The organism is Cellulomonas fengjieae (assembly GCF_018388465.1).
GTDB classification, from domain to species: Bacteria; Actinomycetota; Actinomycetes; order Actinomycetales; family Cellulomonadaceae; genus Cellulomonas; species Cellulomonas fengjieae.
This window is the reverse complement of sequence record NZ_CP074404.1, coordinates 3,857,614-3,871,383: the sequence shown is the minus strand read 5'-3', so window position 1 is coordinate 3,871,383 and position 13,770 is coordinate 3,857,614. Positions and strand designations below refer to the sequence as shown.

Here is a 13,770-nt window from a genome sequence, read left to right as displayed (position 1 = left end):
AGGATCGAGGTCACCGGCATCGTCGCCAGCGGAGGAGGACGGCAGTGAGCGCCTGGACGAGCGAGGCACTGGATCGGATCGGGGGAGCCGAGGAGCTGCAGGTCTCCTCCTACCGGCCCGACGGCACCCTGCGTCCGTTCGTCACCATCTGGGGCGTCCGGGTCGGGGACGACGTCTACATCCGCTCCGCCTACGGCCCCGGCAACGGGTGGTTCCGCCGCGCCCGGGCGTCCGGGACGGGCCGGGTCGCCGTCGGCGGCCTCGAGCAGGAGGTCACGTACGCGCCGGCACCGCCGGACGTGCACGACGCGATCGACGCGGCGTACCACGCCAAGTACGACAAGTTCGGCCCCGCGATCGTCGGCACCGTCGTCGGACCGGACGTGGTCGACGTGACGCTCCGCGTGATTCCGCGCCCCTGACGCGGGTCGTGGCACGATCGCGGGATGGGCTCCCGCCACCTGAGCGTGCGCATCGACCGGCCGGTGTCCGAGGTCTACGAGTTCGCCGCAGACCCCGCCAACCTGCACCGGTGGGCGCCGGGCTTGGGCACCACGGTCGCGCAGGACGACGACGGCTGGTTCATCGACACCACCGACGGGCGGGTGCGCCTCACGTTCGCGCCGCGCAACGAGTACGGCGTCCTCGACCACGAGGTTCGACCCCCGTCCGGCGAGCCGGTGTACGTCCCGCTGCGGGTGGTCGCCGACGGGGACGGGTGCGAGGTCGTGTTCACGCTGCGCCGGTCGCCCGGGATGACCGACGCCGAGCTCGACCGGGACGCCGCGCTCGTCACCCGTGACCTGGGCCTGCTCAAGCGGGTCCTGGAGGGCACCGCCGGCTGACGTCAGGCGGGCAGGACCGCCGCGATCGCGCTGACCTCGATCAGCGCACCCGGCACACCCAGCCCCACCACGACCGCGGCGCTCACCAGCGGCGGTGCTCCGGGCCCGGCGATCAGGGGCCCGATCGCACCGTAGGCGGCGGCGAGGTCCACGCCGGCGGTGAGGTGCACCGTCCACTGCACGACGTCGGCGAGCGAGGCGCCCGCGGCCTCGAGCGCGGTGGCCGCGTTCTCGACCGCGCGCACCGACTGCTCGGCCGCGTCGTGCGAGACGACCGTGCCGGACTCGTCGACGCCGTTCTGGCCGCCGACGTAGATGGTCGTCGCACCCGCGGGGACGACGGCGACGTGGCTGAACGCGGGGCTCCGGACGAGGCCCGCCGGCTGCAACCGGGTGATCTCCATGCGGCCACCGTCCCACCGACCGCCGACAGCGGGCGGAGTGGTCAGTCGTGCACCAGGTCGTAGAACAGGTGCGCCGCGTTGCGGGTGACGACGGTCGCGGCCTCGTCGAGGCGGAGCGACCGGCGGGGCACGCGGTCGAACAGGGGCGTCCCCGCGCCGAGCAGCAGGGGCGCCACGTGCACGTGCAGGCGGTCGACGACGTCCTCGCGCAGGGCCGACGCCCCGAGCTCACCGCCGCCCATGATGAACACGTCCTCGTCGCCCGCGGCCGCGGCGGCCTGGTCGAGCGCGTCGCGCAGCCCCGTGGTGACGATCGTCATCCGGTCCGTCAGCCGAACCGTCGCGGGCGGGTGGTGGGTGACGACGAAGCAGGGCGGCGGCCGGTCGCCCTGGTCGGCGCCGTAGTGGACGTCGTCGTCCCAGCCGTGCGGGCCGTCGACCACGTCGAACGTGTGGCGGCCCATCACGACCGCACCCGTGGCCGCCGTGAGCTCGGCCAGCACGCGGACGTCCTCGGCGGTCCGGTCACCGATGGCCCACTCGTGCAGGGGCAGTCCGCCGTCGCCCAGCCCGTTGTCCGGTCCGGCGGCCGGTCCGGTGACGAAGCCGTCGAGGGAGATCGTGAGGTCGAGGATCACCGTCATGCCGGTCCACGATGCCACCGGATGACCGCCCCGTCACGGGTGCCCCGGGTATCTGCGAGGGATCACCGCGCTCCTTGTCGACGTGCCCCACGACCGAGCCAGACGAGTCCTCGACCGTCCCGCCGACGCCCGCTTCGCCGCGGCCCTGCTGGGCGACGGGTTGCCGGTGGCGCACGGGTTCGGTGGGATCTACGCCCTGACCGCCCGCGGCGACGCCGTGCGTCGGGTCAACGCCCTCAAGGGCCGGCCGCTCGACCAGACCGGCAGCGTGACGGCGCCGACGGGACGGGTGCTCGACGCGTTCGACCTGTCCGCGCTGCCGCCCGCGGTGTCCCCGGGCCTGGTGCAGGACGTCGTCGACGCGTTCGGCGCACTCGGACCGTTCGGGTTCCGCGGGCCCGCCGCCGCGCACCTGCCCGTCGGGCTGACCGCCCGGGACGGCACCGCGACGACGACGCAGGTGATCGTGCCGGGAGACGCGTGCCCGTCGCAGGTGTTCCTCGCGGCGGCGGCGCGGGCCGCGGGCGACCTCCCGCTCGCCATCACCTCGGCGAACCGCTCCCGGCACGTGACGGGCGGGCTCGACGCACCCGTGCACTGGCGCATCGACGGGCTGCGCGCCGAGCTGGGCCACCCGGGTCTGGTGTTCCTCGAGCACGACGACGAGGCGGCGGCGCGGGCCCGGTTCCCGCGGCACACCACCGTGTCGACGACGATCCTCGCGCTGCACCGGGCCGAGCGGTCGCACGGTCGCGTGCACCTGGTCCTCGAACGGCACGGGTCGCTGCACGTCGACGACGTCACGCGCGTGCTCCACGGCCTCGGCCTCGGGCTGGTCGTCGGCGAGCGGGCGCGGACGCGGCTGGCGCCCCGCGTCTACGAGCCGGTGCGCCGCGACGGCCGGGTCGGTCAGGGCGCCGGGCGGTAGACGCGCAGGTAGTCGAACTGCGCGGTCGCGCCGGTGCCGCCGTGCGAGACGAGCCCGACCCGCAGGTCGGAGCCCGCCGGGAACGTCCACACCCCGCCGGCCACCCAGGTGGTCCCGTCGGTGCTGGTGAACGCCTGGACCTCGTGCTCGCCCGCGTCGTCGGTCCGGTGGGCGAGCCGCAGCCACGTGGTCTCGGCGGGCGGCCCGACGATGGTCCCGCCGTACGGGAGCCGGCCCGCGTACGGCTGCTCCGTGCCGAACTCCGTCTGGCGCGTGTTCCAGATCGCGACGTGGGAGAGCCGGGCCCAGCGGTCGTCGTCGACGTACGCGACGATCCCGCCCTGCTGGAAGTTGCGCACGGTGTCGGTGCCGAGGTCGATGGTCAGGCGCGTCTCGGCGACCCAGTCGGTCTCGGGGACGTCGCGCAGCAGCAGGCCGGCGTCGTTGACCGTTCCGACCAGGTCCGTGGCCTCGGTCGGCCAGCGCAGCACCCCGCCGGCGACCGTGACCTGCGGGTCGCGCACCGTGGTCCAGCCGGGGCCGAGCGCCCCGCCGTCGAGCTCGTCACCGAGCGCCGGGTCGAGCACCCCGGGCTGCTGCGGCGGCACGCTCTCGGTGACCGGACGCGTGGCCCTGAGCACGCTGAGGTTGTCGACGTGGGCACCCGGTCCGGTGGCCACCGCGCCCGCGCGTCCGGACCCTCCGACGTGCCGCGGCACGTCGAGGGTCACCAGCGCGAGCGGGTCGCCGAGCCGAGCGTGCGTGAGCTCGGCGGTCGCGACGCCCCCGCGGACCGTGAGGGCCAGCGCGTGCCAGTCGGTGAGGTCCAGGTCGGCCGGCAGCGCCGCCGTCCCGCGCACGGCCGACCGCCCCGAGCCGGCCGTGAGCACGAGCGCGCGGGCCACGGGGTCCACCGTGGCGGTCAGCCCGGCGGCACGCGGGCTGCGCCCGCGGTGCCCCGTCGTGAGCCCGACCGTCGACGTTCCCGGGTCGAGCCGGACGTCGGCCTCCACCCGCACGTCCCGCCCGGGCACCGCACGGGTCAGCGCCGCGTCGCCGCGCGACACCAGGTGCCGCCCGGCGTCCGTCCCGTCGGTCGCCACCCAGCGCCCCCACGTGGTCCAGCCGCGCGGGATCCCCGGGTGGAAGCCCGTCGCGCCGTCCGCGACCGGGCCGGCCTCACGACCCTCCGACGCCCAGGCCCCCGCGCGGACCGTGGGCCAGCCGTCGATCCAGTCGAGCCGGTCCAGGAGCATCGGGCGCTCGTTGATGCCGTCCGTCCCGTCGAGGTACGGGTCGGCCCGGTCGATCGCGTGGTACACCATCCAGTCCTGGCCGCCGAGGTCGGTCACCACCGCGTTGTGCCCCGTGCCGACCCACCGGTTCCCGTTCGGGGCCAGCACGGGGGTGCCACCGGCGCGGGACTGGTTCAGTGGCACGCCCTCACGGTCGACGTACGGGCCGGTCAGGTCGCGCGAGCGCCCGACGTGCACGCTGTAGCCGGTGGTGGGGCCCGCGCAGCAGTTGGCCGACGACGCGAACAGGTACCACCAGCCGTCGCGCCGCACCACGTACGCGCCCTCGTACTTGTTGTCGATCGTGACCTGGACGGGCTCGCCGACCGCCGCGGTGCCGTCGTCGGACAGCGGGGTGACCCAGATGCCGCCGTAGTACGACCCGTAGAACAGGTGCTCGGTCCCGTCGGGCCCGACCACGTGCGAGGGGTCGAACGTCCACAGGAAGTCGTCCGACCCGCCGCTGCCGTGGCGCGGGCCGACCACCGGCTGCTCCGTCGCCGTCCACGGGCCGGTCGGGGTCGGGGCGGTCGCGACGCCGATCGCGCTGTCGTTCGCCTCGGCGGTCACGGTGGTCTGCGTGACGACGACGTACAGGCGGTACTGACCGTCGACGTACCGGATGTCCGGTGCCCACACCGCCGCCCCACGCTCACGGTCCGCCCACGCGGGGAGCGTGTCCTCGGTGAACGCGTCGCCGACGTACTCCCACGTCACCAGGTCGGCGGACCGCGAGATCGGCACCAGGTGCCGGGTCCCCTCGCCCTCGCGCAGCGGGTCGGTGGTGCCGTACGCGTACCACCAGCCGTCCTTGCCGCGGATCACGGCGGGGTCGGCGTACGTGTCCGCGAACCCGGCGCTGACCGGGTTCGCGTACGGCGTCCCGTCGGGTCGGCCGCGGTCGCCGGTCGCGACGGCTGCACCGGGTGCGGTCAGCACCAGCGCGACGGTGAGGGTGACGGTGAGGAGACGGGGGATCATCCGCATCGGAGTCTGCCGTTCGTCGTCGAGTGGCGGGACTCCGTTCTACGCCGGTGGGGCGGGCCCGGCCACCGGACGCCGGGGGGGTCAGCGCGTCAGCAGTGCGCGGAGGGCGGTGACGACCTCCGTCGGCGCCTCCTCGGCCATGAAGTGGCCGGCGTCGAGCGTGCGGTGGTCCACCGCGGGCGCCCAGGCACGCCACAGCGCGGCCGCGTCGTACCCCAGCGCGGAACCCCAGTCCTGCTGGATCACGGTGACGGGTAGGTCCAGCGTGCGGCCGAGGCGACGGTCCTCGAGGTCGTGGCGCACGTCGACGGCCGCCGTGGCGCGGTAGTCGGCGACGATCGACCACACCGCCTCGCGCGACGCTCGCAGGTACTCGGCGCGGTACTCGCCGGGGATCGCGTCCGGGTGCTGGACCCAGTCGTCGAGGAACGAGGAGAAGAAGCTGTCGGCCGTCGCCTCGATCATCGGCTCGGGCACCCCCACGGGCTGCGCCATGAGGTACAGGTGCCACGCGACCTTGGCGTCGGCGCCGTGCAGCACGTCCCACATGTCGAGGGTCGGCAGGACGTCCAGGGTGAGCAGGTGCGTGACCACGGTGGGGTGGTCCAGCGCGGCCCGGGTGGCGACGAGGGCGCCGCGGTCGTGACCCGCGAGCGCGAACGAGTCGAGGCCCAGGGCACGCGCGACCTCGACCACGTCGGCCGCCATCGTCCGCTTGGAGTACGTGTCCTCGCCCGCCTCGGCGGGCTTGTCGCTGGCGCCGTAGCCGCGCAGGTCGGGGACCAGGACCGTGTGGTCCGCCGCCAGGTCGGCGGCCACGTGCCGCCACATGAGGTGCGTCTGCGGGAAGCCGTGCAGGAGTACGACGGCGGGACCGGAGCCGGCCACGGCGACGGACAGGTCGACGCCGTCGGCGGCGCGGACGCGGTGGTAGTCGAACCCGGGGAGTGTGATCGTCATGGCTCCACCCTGCTCGGCCCCGATCAGCGCCCGATCAGCGCGAACTACAGTGACCCGGTGGACGAGCCGCTCATCCGGGTCCTCGGCCCGATCGAGGTCGAGGTCCACGGCGTCCCGGTCCGCCTGTCCCGGTCGAGGCACCGCGAGCTCCTCGCGCTGCTCGTCGTCGAGCGCGGTGGGGTGGTCTCCACCTCCCGGCTGGTCGACGAGCTCTGGGACGATGCGCCGGCGGGAGCGGTCGGCGCGGTCCGCACGTTCGTCGGCGAGCTGCGGCGGCTGCTCGAACCGGACCGCCCGCCGCGCACGCCGCCCGCGGTGCTGGTCACCGTCGGCACCGGCTACGGGCTGCGCCTGGCCCCGGAGAGCGTCGACCTGTGGGGCGTCGAGCGCGCGCTGGCGGGAGCGACGGGGGCGGGGCTCGACGACGTGCTGGCGCAGTGGCGCGGTACGCCGTTCGACGAGTTCGCCGACCGGCCCTGGGCGCTCGCCGAGCGCGCCCGGCTGGCCGGGCTGCACGCCGACGCCGTGGAGCGGCTGGCGGAGTCCTTCCTCGCGACCGCGGAGGCCGGGCGTGCCGTGCCCCTGCTCCACGAGCTCGTCGCCACGGACCCGTGGCGGGAGAACGCCTGGCGGCTGCTGGCTCTGGCGCTCTACCGCGACGAGCGCAGGGCCGAGGCGCTCCAGGTCCTGCGCCGGGCGCGCCGCCGCCTGGTGGACGACCTCGGGCTGGATCCCGCGCCGCGGCTGGCGGAGCTCGAACGCGCCATCCTGCGCGGGGAGGTCCCGGACACCGGGGGGTCCCTCCTGCTGCGGGCCGCGACGGCGCACGCCGTCACCGGTGCGCGGGCGCAGGTCGAGAGCGCGACGGCGCTGCTGCCCGGGCTCGCGGTGTCCGGCGGTCTCGGCCAGGTCGGTGAGCAGCGGCTGGCGGCGATCGCCGCCGCGGAGGAGCTGGGCGACCCGGACCTGACCGCGCGCGTCATCGGCGGGTTCGACGTCCCCGGTGTCTGGACCCGCCCGGACGACCCCGTCCTGTCCGCCGCGCTGGTCGCGGCCGCGTCGCGGATGCTGCCGTCGTCGTCGGGCCGCACCCGGGCGCGGCTGCTGGCGACCGTCGCGATGGAGTCGCGCGGCACGGCCGACCGGATGGCGGAGGCGCGGGAGGCGGAGCGGCTGGCGCGGTCGCTCGGCGACCCCCAGCTGCTGTGCTTCGCCCTGGCGGCGCGCGCCATGCAGTGCTTCGAGACGGCCGGCCGGGCTGCGCAGCGCGAGGAGATCGCGGCGGAGATCATCGCGACGGCGACCACCGCCGAGCTCCCGACCTACGAGATCCACGGACGCCTCACCCGGATGCAGGCCCTCTGCGCACTCGACCGGGTCGACGCTGCGGCGGTGGAGGCGGATGCGGTCGACGCGCTCGCGGCCCGCCACGACCGGCCCCTGGCCTCGGTGTTCACCGCCTGGTTCCGCCGGACCCTCCTCAGCGCCGCCGTCGTCCCGCCCGCCGCCGACGAGATGCCGGGGTTCGCGCACGGGATCGACGCGCTCGCGCGACTCACGTCCGCGCTCCGCGCGGGCGAGCCCCTTCCCGACGGAGACCTCGGCCCCTACGAGCCGTGGGCGCGCCCGCTCCTGCTGGCCCACGCGGACCGGCACGCGGCGTCGACGGCGCTCGACCGAGTGCCCGACCCCCCGCGCGACCTGCTGCTCGAGGTGGCGTGGTGCCTCGTCGGCCGGGCCGCGCTCGCGGTCGGGCACCGCGCGGCGGGCCACCGCGTGCTCGACGCCCTCCGCCCGGCCGTCGGCGAGCGCGCGGCGGGCAGCGGGGTCGTCGACCTCGGACCCGTCGCGGCGGTGGTCGACGCGCTGACCCGGTGACCGTCAGCCGCGCAGCAGCGTCCCGTGGGCGTCGTGGGCGAACCGGCCGCGGCGCACCGACAGGATCAGCAGCCCTTCGACGAACCCGCACAGGCCCATGACGAGCGCCGCGAGCCCGAGCGTGAAGAACCCGCCGACGACGGTGATCGCCAGCATGGTCAGACCGCGGCGCCAGTAGCCGAGGTACATGCGGTGCAGCCCGAAACCGCCGACGAAGACGCCGAGCAGCCCGGCCACGACGCGGGACCTGGTCCACCGCCGGAGCCGGATGACCGGCCACTGCCGCGGCGTGCGACCGGGCGCCGGCTCGGGCGCGGCGTCCTCGAGGTCGGGGACGCGGCCCGTCGGATAGCGCACCGTGGCCGACAGCGGCTGGTACGGCGCATCCGGTGCCCGCAGGGGGCGGCGCGTGACGACCGGGCGCTCGCGGACGTCGTCATCGAGGTCGATGACGAGCGGCCGGTCGATCGTGTCGGTCACGTGGCCCCCGCGGATCGGATGTCGTGTGCTGCGCTGGATCGTTCGAGCGTAATCCCATCGGCTGTACGGCCGCACCGGGCAGCTGTAGGTTCGCGCGATGGGTCTGCGACAGCTCGCCTGGCGGGCCTGCTACGAGCTGCTCGGCGCGCGCGTGCGACGCCCCGAGTGGGCGTTCATGAACTACGGCTACGCGCCGGTCGCGCCCGGGACGCCGCTGGCGCTGGACCCCGCGGACGAGCCGGACCGGTTCTGCATCCAGCTCTACGCCCACGTGCTCGACGGCGTGGACGTCGCGGGCGCGGATGTCCTCGAGGTCGGGTCGGGTCGCGGCGGTGGTGCCTCGTGGATCAGCCGGTCCCTCCGTCCGGCCTCGACCACCGGGCTCGACTTCGCCGCGTCGGCGGTCGCCCTCTCCCGCCGGGACCGCACGGGTCCGGGACTGCGGTTCGTGCAGGGCGACGCCCAGGCGCTGCCGTTCGCGGACGCATCCTTCGACGTCGTCGTGAACGTCGAGTCGTCGCACTGCTACGCGTCGATGGAGGCGTTCGTGGCCGAGGCGGACCGTGTGCTGCGGCCCGGCGGGGTGTTCGTGTGGGCCGACCTGCGCGGTGCCGACGACGTGCCGACCACCCGCGCGCAGCTCGCGTCCAGCGGGCTGGTGCCGGTGGCGGACCGCGACATCACGGCCGAGGTGCTCCAGGCGCTCCGGCTCGACGACGCCCGCAAGACCGAGCTGGTGCGCGAGTGGATCCCCCGACCGTTCCAGTCGGCGCTCCGGCCGTTCGCGGGGCTCGAGGGCACCCGCAACCCCGAGGGCTTCGCCGCGGGAACGCTCCGCTACCTGAGCGGCCGACTCGACAAGCCGGCCTGACGCTCACCCGCGGGGCCGGGCGTCGTGCGCCCGGATGGCGAGCTGCACCCTGTTCTCGAGGCCGAGCTTGGTGAGGGCGCTGGAGATGTGCGCCTTCACGGTGCCCAGGGACAGGAAGAGCTGCTCGGCGATCTCGGCGTTCCCGAGCCCGTCGGCGACCGCGAGCGCCACGTCGTACTCCCGCTGGCTGAGTCCCGCGTCGCGCAGGTCCGGCGCCGCGGGAGCCGCACCCGCGCGGGCGTGCTCGATCAGCTGGGCCAGCACGCTCGGCGAGACGATCGGCTGCCCGGCCGCGGCGGTGCGCACCGCCGCGACGATGTCCTCGGGTGGCGTGTGCTTGAGCAGGAACCCCGCCGCCCCGGCGCGCAGCGCGTCGAGCACCACCGCATCGGTCCGGAAGGTGGTCAGCACGATCACCGCCACCCGCGACCCGCGCGGGGTCGCTCTCAGCCCACGCAGCGCGGTCACCCCGTCCATCCGCGGCATCCGGACGTCCAGCAGCACCACGTGCGGGTCGGCGCGCGCGACCGCGGCGTCGACCTCGTCGCCGTCGGACGCCTCCCCGGCGACCGTGACGCCGTCCGCGCCGGCGAGCATGAGCTTCAGTCCCGCGCGGACCAGCGGGTCGTCGTCGACGAGCAGGACCCGGATCGTCGGCTCGGTCATCGCAGACCGGCCGGGAGCACCACGGTCAGCTGGAACCGGCCGTCGCGGACCGCGGCCTCCATCCGGCCGCCCTCCAGCCGCACGCGCTCGGCGAGACCGACGAGCCCGCGCCCGCCGCCCGGGATCTCCGCCGAGGTCAGCCCGACGGCGACCGCGTTCTCCACCTCGACCCGGATGGCCTCGTCGCGTTCCTCGACGAGCACCCGGACGGACGCGTGCGGAGCGTGCTTGCGCGCGTTGGTCAGCCCCTCCTGCACCGTGCGGTAGGCGGTGCGCTGCATCGACTCCCGCAACCCGTCGCGCGGGACGTCCATGTGGATGTCGACCGACTCGCCGGCCTCCCGGGCCTCGGCCACGAGCTGGGGGATGTCCCGGAGCCGAGGCTGTGGACGGTCGGTGCCGGGTGGCGCCTCGTCCTCGCGCAGGACGGTGAGCAGCTCGCTGAGCTCCTCCACCGCGCGGTGCGCGTTCTCGCGGATGACGAGCGCCGCCGTGTGGATCTCCTGCGAGGTCGGCGCAGCGGTGCCGGTGCGCACCGGGTCTGTGCGGTACTCCAGCGCACCCGCGTGCACCGACAGCAGCGAGACCCGGTGCGCCAGGACGTCGTGCATCTCCCGCGCGATCCGCTCGCGCTCGTCGCGCCGGGTGGTGGACAGGCGTTCCTCGTAGCGTTCTCGGTCCCGGGCGGCCGACGCGCGCAGTCCCTCGATCACCTGACGGCGGGACCGGGCGAGCAGCCCGAAGCTCAGCACCAGCAGGTAGAGCAGCGGGATCGTGACCAGCCAGACCTCCAGCGGCATGCCCGGCAGCGGGAAGAGCCAGTGGTACGGCAGCGCGCACGCGATGTGCAGGACGGTGATCGCCACCGAGCTGCGTGGCCGGGCGAGCATCCCGAGGCGGAAGACGGTGGCGAGCGCGGCGAAGCCGGCCGTGATGGACAGTGAGCCGGGGACAACCATGATGAGCGCGACCGCGCGCGGGTACCGGCGGGTCCACCACAGGAGCAGGCACGCGCCGAGGCCCAGGGTGCGGTCGACCGGCCAGAACCAGTCGCTGACCTCGCCGAAGTACGACGCACTGGCGAAGCCGTAGAAGTACCAGGCCAGCAGGGCGGCGACGAACAGCGCGCTGTCGACGACCCACTCCCGGGGGGTGCGTCGCGGCTCCCACGGCGAGAGCGCGCGCGGCCACCCACGCTCACGTGGGGCGACGGCGGCGGCCATGCTCCGAGGATACGGAGGGGGTGCGGCCGGCCGGGAGGAACCGAGGACTTCTGGCCGGACGGCTCGCGGGTCTGGCCGATCGGCCGAGGAGACCGGCGCGGCGAGCCGCCGAGACTGGGCGCATGGCAGACGAACAGCGATCACAGTGGGCCCTGGAGCTCGTCGACCTGCGGCGGGAGTTCGCCGAGAAGGTGGCCGTGGACGACATGGTCCTGCGGGTGCCGTACGGGTCGTTCTACGGCGTCGTCGGACCCAACGGCGCGGGCAAGACCACCGCCCTGTCCATGGCGGTCGGTCTCCTGCGCCCGACCAGCGGTAGGGCGTTCGTCCAGGGCGTCGACGTGTGGGCGGACCCGATCGGTGCCAAGCAGCGCCTCGGGGTGCTGCCCGACGGCCTGGCCCTGCCCGAGCGGCTCACCGGTGGTGAGCTGCTCACGTACTGGGGCCGGTTCCGGCGCCTGCCGCGCGAGGTCGTCGCGGCGCGCACGGACGAGCTGCTGAAGATCCTCGAGCTCGACGAGGCGGAGTCGTTGGGCACGCTCGTCGGGGAGTACTCCACGGGCATGCGCAAGAAGATCGGGCTGGCCACGGCCCTGCTGCACGTCCCCAAGGTGCTGGTCCTCGACGAGCCGTACGAGGCCGTCGACCCGGTCTCGGCCCGGGTGCTGACCCGGATCCTGCGCCGGTTCACCGCGGGCGGTGGCGCCGTGGTGATCTCCAGCCACGTCATGGCGATGGTCGAGCAGCTGTGCGACCGGGTGGCCATCGTGGCCCGGGGACAGGTGGTGGCGGACGGCACCCTCGACGAGGTGCGGCGCGGGGTCAGCCTCGAGGACCGCTTCGTCGAGCTGGTCGGCGCGCCCGAGGTGGACGAGGAGGAGCTCGCATGGATCGCGAGCTGATCTCGCTGAAGTTCGCGATGCTCCGCAACACCACGCCGGGGCTGCGCAGGGTCGGCTGGTTCGTCGGCGCCGCCGCGGTGCTGGCCACGTGGGCGGTCGCTGTCCTGGCCGACGGCGACGCGGTGCGGGCGTCGGCCCTGACCCTGGTCCTGGCGCTGTGGGGTGTCGGCGCCGCGATCGGACCGGTGCTGACCAGCGGTTCCGGCGTCCTGCGTCCCGACTACTTCGCCCTCCTGCCGCTGCGACGGGCGGCCCTCGGGCGGGGGATGCTGGCGGCCGTCTTCGTCAGCATCGCGTCCGGCTACGTGCTGCTCGCCTTCCTGGCCGTGACCGTGCACGCGCTGCAGGTCGACCCGCGCACGGTCGTCGTCGTCCTGGTCGGCGCCCCGCTGACGTGGGTCCTCGTCGTGTCCCTGTCCCGGCTCGTGTACGGGCTGCTCGGCGCCGCGATGAGGACCAAGCTGGGCGTCGAGATCGCCGGGGTGCAGTTCGGCCTGTTCTTCGCGGCGATGTTCGCCGGCTGGATCATCGTCCAGGTCGCCATCCAGAGCGTCCCCCGGCTGCTGCGCGAGGGCCTGCCCGACGGTGCGATCACCTCGGTGGTCGACGCGCTGCCCACGTCGTGGGTCGTGCTGTCCGTGGACGCGGCCGCGGCGGGGGACTGGACGCGCGCGGGGCTGCTGCTGCTCGCGCTCGCGGCCCTCGACGTCGTGGTCGTGCTGGCCACCGTGCCGCTGCTCGTCCCGCGCAGCGCGGCCGTCGAGAAGCGCCGGCAGCGTCGGCGCTCGCCGGGGCTGGTCGCGGGCGGCGGCATCCTGCCCGCCACCCAGACGGGGGCCGTCACGATGAAGGAGGTCCGGCAGTGGCGTCGGGACGCCTGGCGCGCCCTGGAGAGCAGCACCGCCGTGTGGACCGGCGCCGTGATCGGCGTCCTGACCCTGCTCGGCGGCTACACCGCGCCCGCGGCGCCCTTCGCCGGGCTCATCGTCGCCTTCATGCTCGGGCTCAGCGGCTGCAACCTCTACGGGCAGGACGGCTCGGCCGTGTGGCAGAACGTGGTCGGGCAGGACGAGACGTCCGTGCGGTCCGACGTCCGCGGGCGGCAGTGGGCGATGCTGATCGTGTTCCTGCCGCGCGCGCTCGTCGTCACCGTCCCGTTCGTGCTGCTCACCCGCGAGTGGTGGACGGTGCCGGTCCTGCTCGCGGCGATCCCGGCGGTCTTCGGCGCCGCCGCCGGTGCGGCGATCCTGGTGTCGGCGCTCGGGGTGTCGCCCGGCGTCGACCCCCGCAGGCGTCTGGGCCCGAACGACGCCAACGGCAACATCTCGCTGCACGTGTGGATCGTCCTGATCCTGGTCCCGGTGGCCGCCGTCCCGACGGCGGCGATGATCGTCTGGTCGCAGGTGACCGAGCAGCCGGTCCTGATGGCCGCCGCGGTGCTGGTCGGGGTGGTCAACGGCGTCGGTGTCGCCTGGGCGCTCGGCCGCGTCACGATCGGCTACCTGAGCACGCGGATGCCGGACGTGTTCAGCCGCATCCGGTACGGGCAGGTGTTCCGGGCGGCCGACGAGTCCGGGGTGCTGGCCTGGGTGGAGAACGCGACGCTCAAGGGCGAGCAGGAGCTGGCGAGCCAGAAGCGCAAGCAGCGGGAGGCGCGCCTGGCGCGGGCTGCCCGGTGACGGTGCTG

Annotated in this window: 14 protein-coding genes; 7 read left to right on the top strand and 7 right to left on the bottom strand. The window is 74.9% G+C overall.

The genetic code is table 11. The features are described from left to right. Nucleotides 1-44 precede the first annotated feature (44 nt). Entirely contained in the window at nt 45-422 is a 378-nt protein-coding gene (locus KG102_RS18125) for a DUF2255 family protein (protein WP_208290154.1), read from the top strand. Nucleotides 423-446: 24 nt separating this feature from the next. After that, nucleotides 447-845: an SRPBCC family protein gene (locus KG102_RS18120; RefSeq protein ID WP_208214746.1), complete on the top strand. Its 399-nt coding sequence runs from the start codon at nt 447-449 to the stop codon at nt 843-845. A gap of 2 nt (nt 846-847) precedes the next feature. Here the strand turns inward: KG102_RS18120 and KG102_RS18115 are convergent, their stop codons facing one another. Both KG102_RS18115 and KG102_RS18110 read right to left on the bottom strand, forming a co-directional pair. Further along, the gene (locus KG102_RS18115; RefSeq protein WP_208290155.1) at nt 848-1,249 is read right to left on the bottom strand and encodes a RidA family protein; all 402 of its coding nucleotides are present in this window, start codon (nt 1,247-1,249) and stop codon (nt 848-850) included. 41 nt (nt 1,250-1,290) lie between these two features. Further along, complete coding sequence (locus tag KG102_RS18110; RefSeq protein WP_208290156.1) at nt 1,291-1,893, bottom strand: dihydrofolate reductase family protein; 603 nt, start codon at nt 1,891-1,893, stop codon at nt 1,291-1,293. A gap of 82 nt (nt 1,894-1,975) precedes the next feature. Between KG102_RS18110 and KG102_RS18105 the strand changes: the two genes are divergently transcribed. Next, the gene (locus KG102_RS18105) at nt 1,976-2,821 is read left to right on the top strand and encodes a hypothetical protein (RefSeq protein ID WP_208290157.1); all 846 of its coding nucleotides are present in this window, start codon (nt 1,976-1,978) and stop codon (nt 2,819-2,821) included. Here the strand turns inward: KG102_RS18105 and KG102_RS18100 are convergent. Then, nucleotides 2,803-5,097, bottom strand: a complete 2,295-nt coding sequence (locus KG102_RS18100) for a family 43 glycosylhydrolase (RefSeq protein ID WP_208290158.1) — start codon at nt 5,095-5,097, stop codon at nt 2,803-2,805. The genes KG102_RS18105 and KG102_RS18100 overlap by 19 nt on opposite strands. Nucleotides 5,098-5,184: 87 nt before the next feature. Further along, complete coding sequence (locus KG102_RS18095; protein WP_208290159.1) at nt 5,185-6,063, bottom strand: alpha/beta fold hydrolase; 879 nt, start codon at nt 6,061-6,063, stop codon at nt 5,185-5,187. 57 nt (nt 6,064-6,120) lie between these two features. On the opposite strand from KG102_RS18095, the gene KG102_RS18090 reads away from it, so the two are divergent. After that, nucleotides 6,121-7,941 (top strand): AfsR/SARP family transcriptional regulator, encoded by a 1,821-nt coding sequence (locus KG102_RS18090; RefSeq protein WP_208290160.1) that lies wholly within the window; start codon nt 6,121-6,123, stop codon nt 7,939-7,941. Nucleotides 7,942-7,944: 3 nt separating this feature from the next. On the opposite strand, the gene KG102_RS18085 is transcribed toward KG102_RS18090, so the two are convergent. Continuing rightward, nucleotides 7,945-8,421, bottom strand: coding sequence for a TM2 domain-containing protein (locus tag KG102_RS18085; RefSeq protein WP_208214753.1), 477 nt, complete (start codon nt 8,419-8,421; stop codon nt 7,945-7,947). Nucleotides 8,422-8,518: 97 nt separating this feature from the next. Here KG102_RS18085 and KG102_RS18080 point away from each other — a divergent pair, with 97 nt between their 5' ends. Next, nucleotides 8,519-9,292: a class I SAM-dependent methyltransferase gene (locus KG102_RS18080; protein WP_208290161.1), complete on the top strand. Its 774-nt coding sequence runs from the start codon at nt 8,519-8,521 to the stop codon at nt 9,290-9,292. Nucleotides 9,293-9,295: 3 nt separating this feature from the next. On the opposite strand, the gene KG102_RS18075 is transcribed toward KG102_RS18080, so the two are convergent. Next, a complete protein-coding gene (locus tag KG102_RS18075) occupies nt 9,296-9,958 on the bottom strand; it encodes a response regulator (RefSeq protein ID WP_208290162.1) in 663 nt (220 codons plus the stop codon). After that, entirely contained in the window at nt 9,955-11,181 is a 1,227-nt protein-coding gene (locus KG102_RS18070) for a sensor histidine kinase (protein ID WP_208290163.1), read from the bottom strand. Before KG102_RS18070 ends, KG102_RS18075 begins: the two co-directional genes overlap by 4 nt. Nucleotides 11,182-11,303: 122 nt before the next feature. On the opposite strand from KG102_RS18070, the gene KG102_RS18065 reads away from it, so the two are divergent. After that, entirely contained in the window at nt 11,304-12,083 is a 780-nt protein-coding gene (locus KG102_RS18065; RefSeq protein WP_208290164.1) for an ABC transporter ATP-binding protein, read from the top strand. Further along, nucleotides 12,068-13,762 (top strand): hypothetical protein, encoded by a 1,695-nt coding sequence (locus tag KG102_RS18060; RefSeq protein ID WP_208290165.1) that lies wholly within the window; start codon nt 12,068-12,070, stop codon nt 13,760-13,762. Before KG102_RS18065 ends, KG102_RS18060 begins: the two co-directional genes overlap by 16 nt. The last annotated feature ends 8 nt before the right edge of the window (nt 13,763-13,770 follow it).

What these genes read in the sequence shown, in the direction of transcription:
- KG102_RS18070 (WP_208290163.1), bottom strand. Translation starts at nt 11,181, where the DNA reads ATGGCCGCCGCCGTCGCCCCACGTGAGCGTGGGTGGCCGCGCGCGCTC.
- KG102_RS18065 (WP_208290164.1), top strand. Translation starts at nt 11,304, where the DNA reads ATGGCAGACGAACAGCGATCACAGTGGGCCCTGGAGCTCGTCGACCTG.
- KG102_RS18120 (WP_208214746.1), top strand. Translation starts at nt 447, where the DNA reads ATGGGCTCCCGCCACCTGAGCGTGCGCATCGACCGGCCGGTGTCCGAG.
- KG102_RS18060 (WP_208290165.1), top strand. Translation starts at nt 12,068, where the DNA reads ATGGATCGCGAGCTGATCTCGCTGAAGTTCGCGATGCTCCGCAACACC.
- KG102_RS18115 (WP_208290155.1), bottom strand. Translation starts at nt 1,249, where the DNA reads ATGGAGATCACCCGGTTGCAGCCGGCGGGCCTCGTCCGGAGCCCCGCG.
- KG102_RS18095 (WP_208290159.1), bottom strand. Translation starts at nt 6,063, where the DNA reads ATGACGATCACACTCCCCGGGTTCGACTACCACCGCGTCCGCGCCGCC.
- KG102_RS18080 (WP_208290161.1), top strand. Translation starts at nt 8,519, where the DNA reads ATGGGTCTGCGACAGCTCGCCTGGCGGGCCTGCTACGAGCTGCTCGGC.
- KG102_RS18075 (WP_208290162.1), bottom strand. Translation starts at nt 9,958, where the DNA reads ATGACCGAGCCGACGATCCGGGTCCTGCTCGTCGACGACGACCCGCTG.
- KG102_RS18100 (WP_208290158.1), bottom strand. Translation starts at nt 5,097, where the DNA reads ATGATCCCCCGTCTCCTCACCGTCACCCTCACCGTCGCGCTGGTGCTG.
- KG102_RS18110 (WP_208290156.1), bottom strand. Translation starts at nt 1,893, where the DNA reads ATGACGGTGATCCTCGACCTCACGATCTCCCTCGACGGCTTCGTCACC.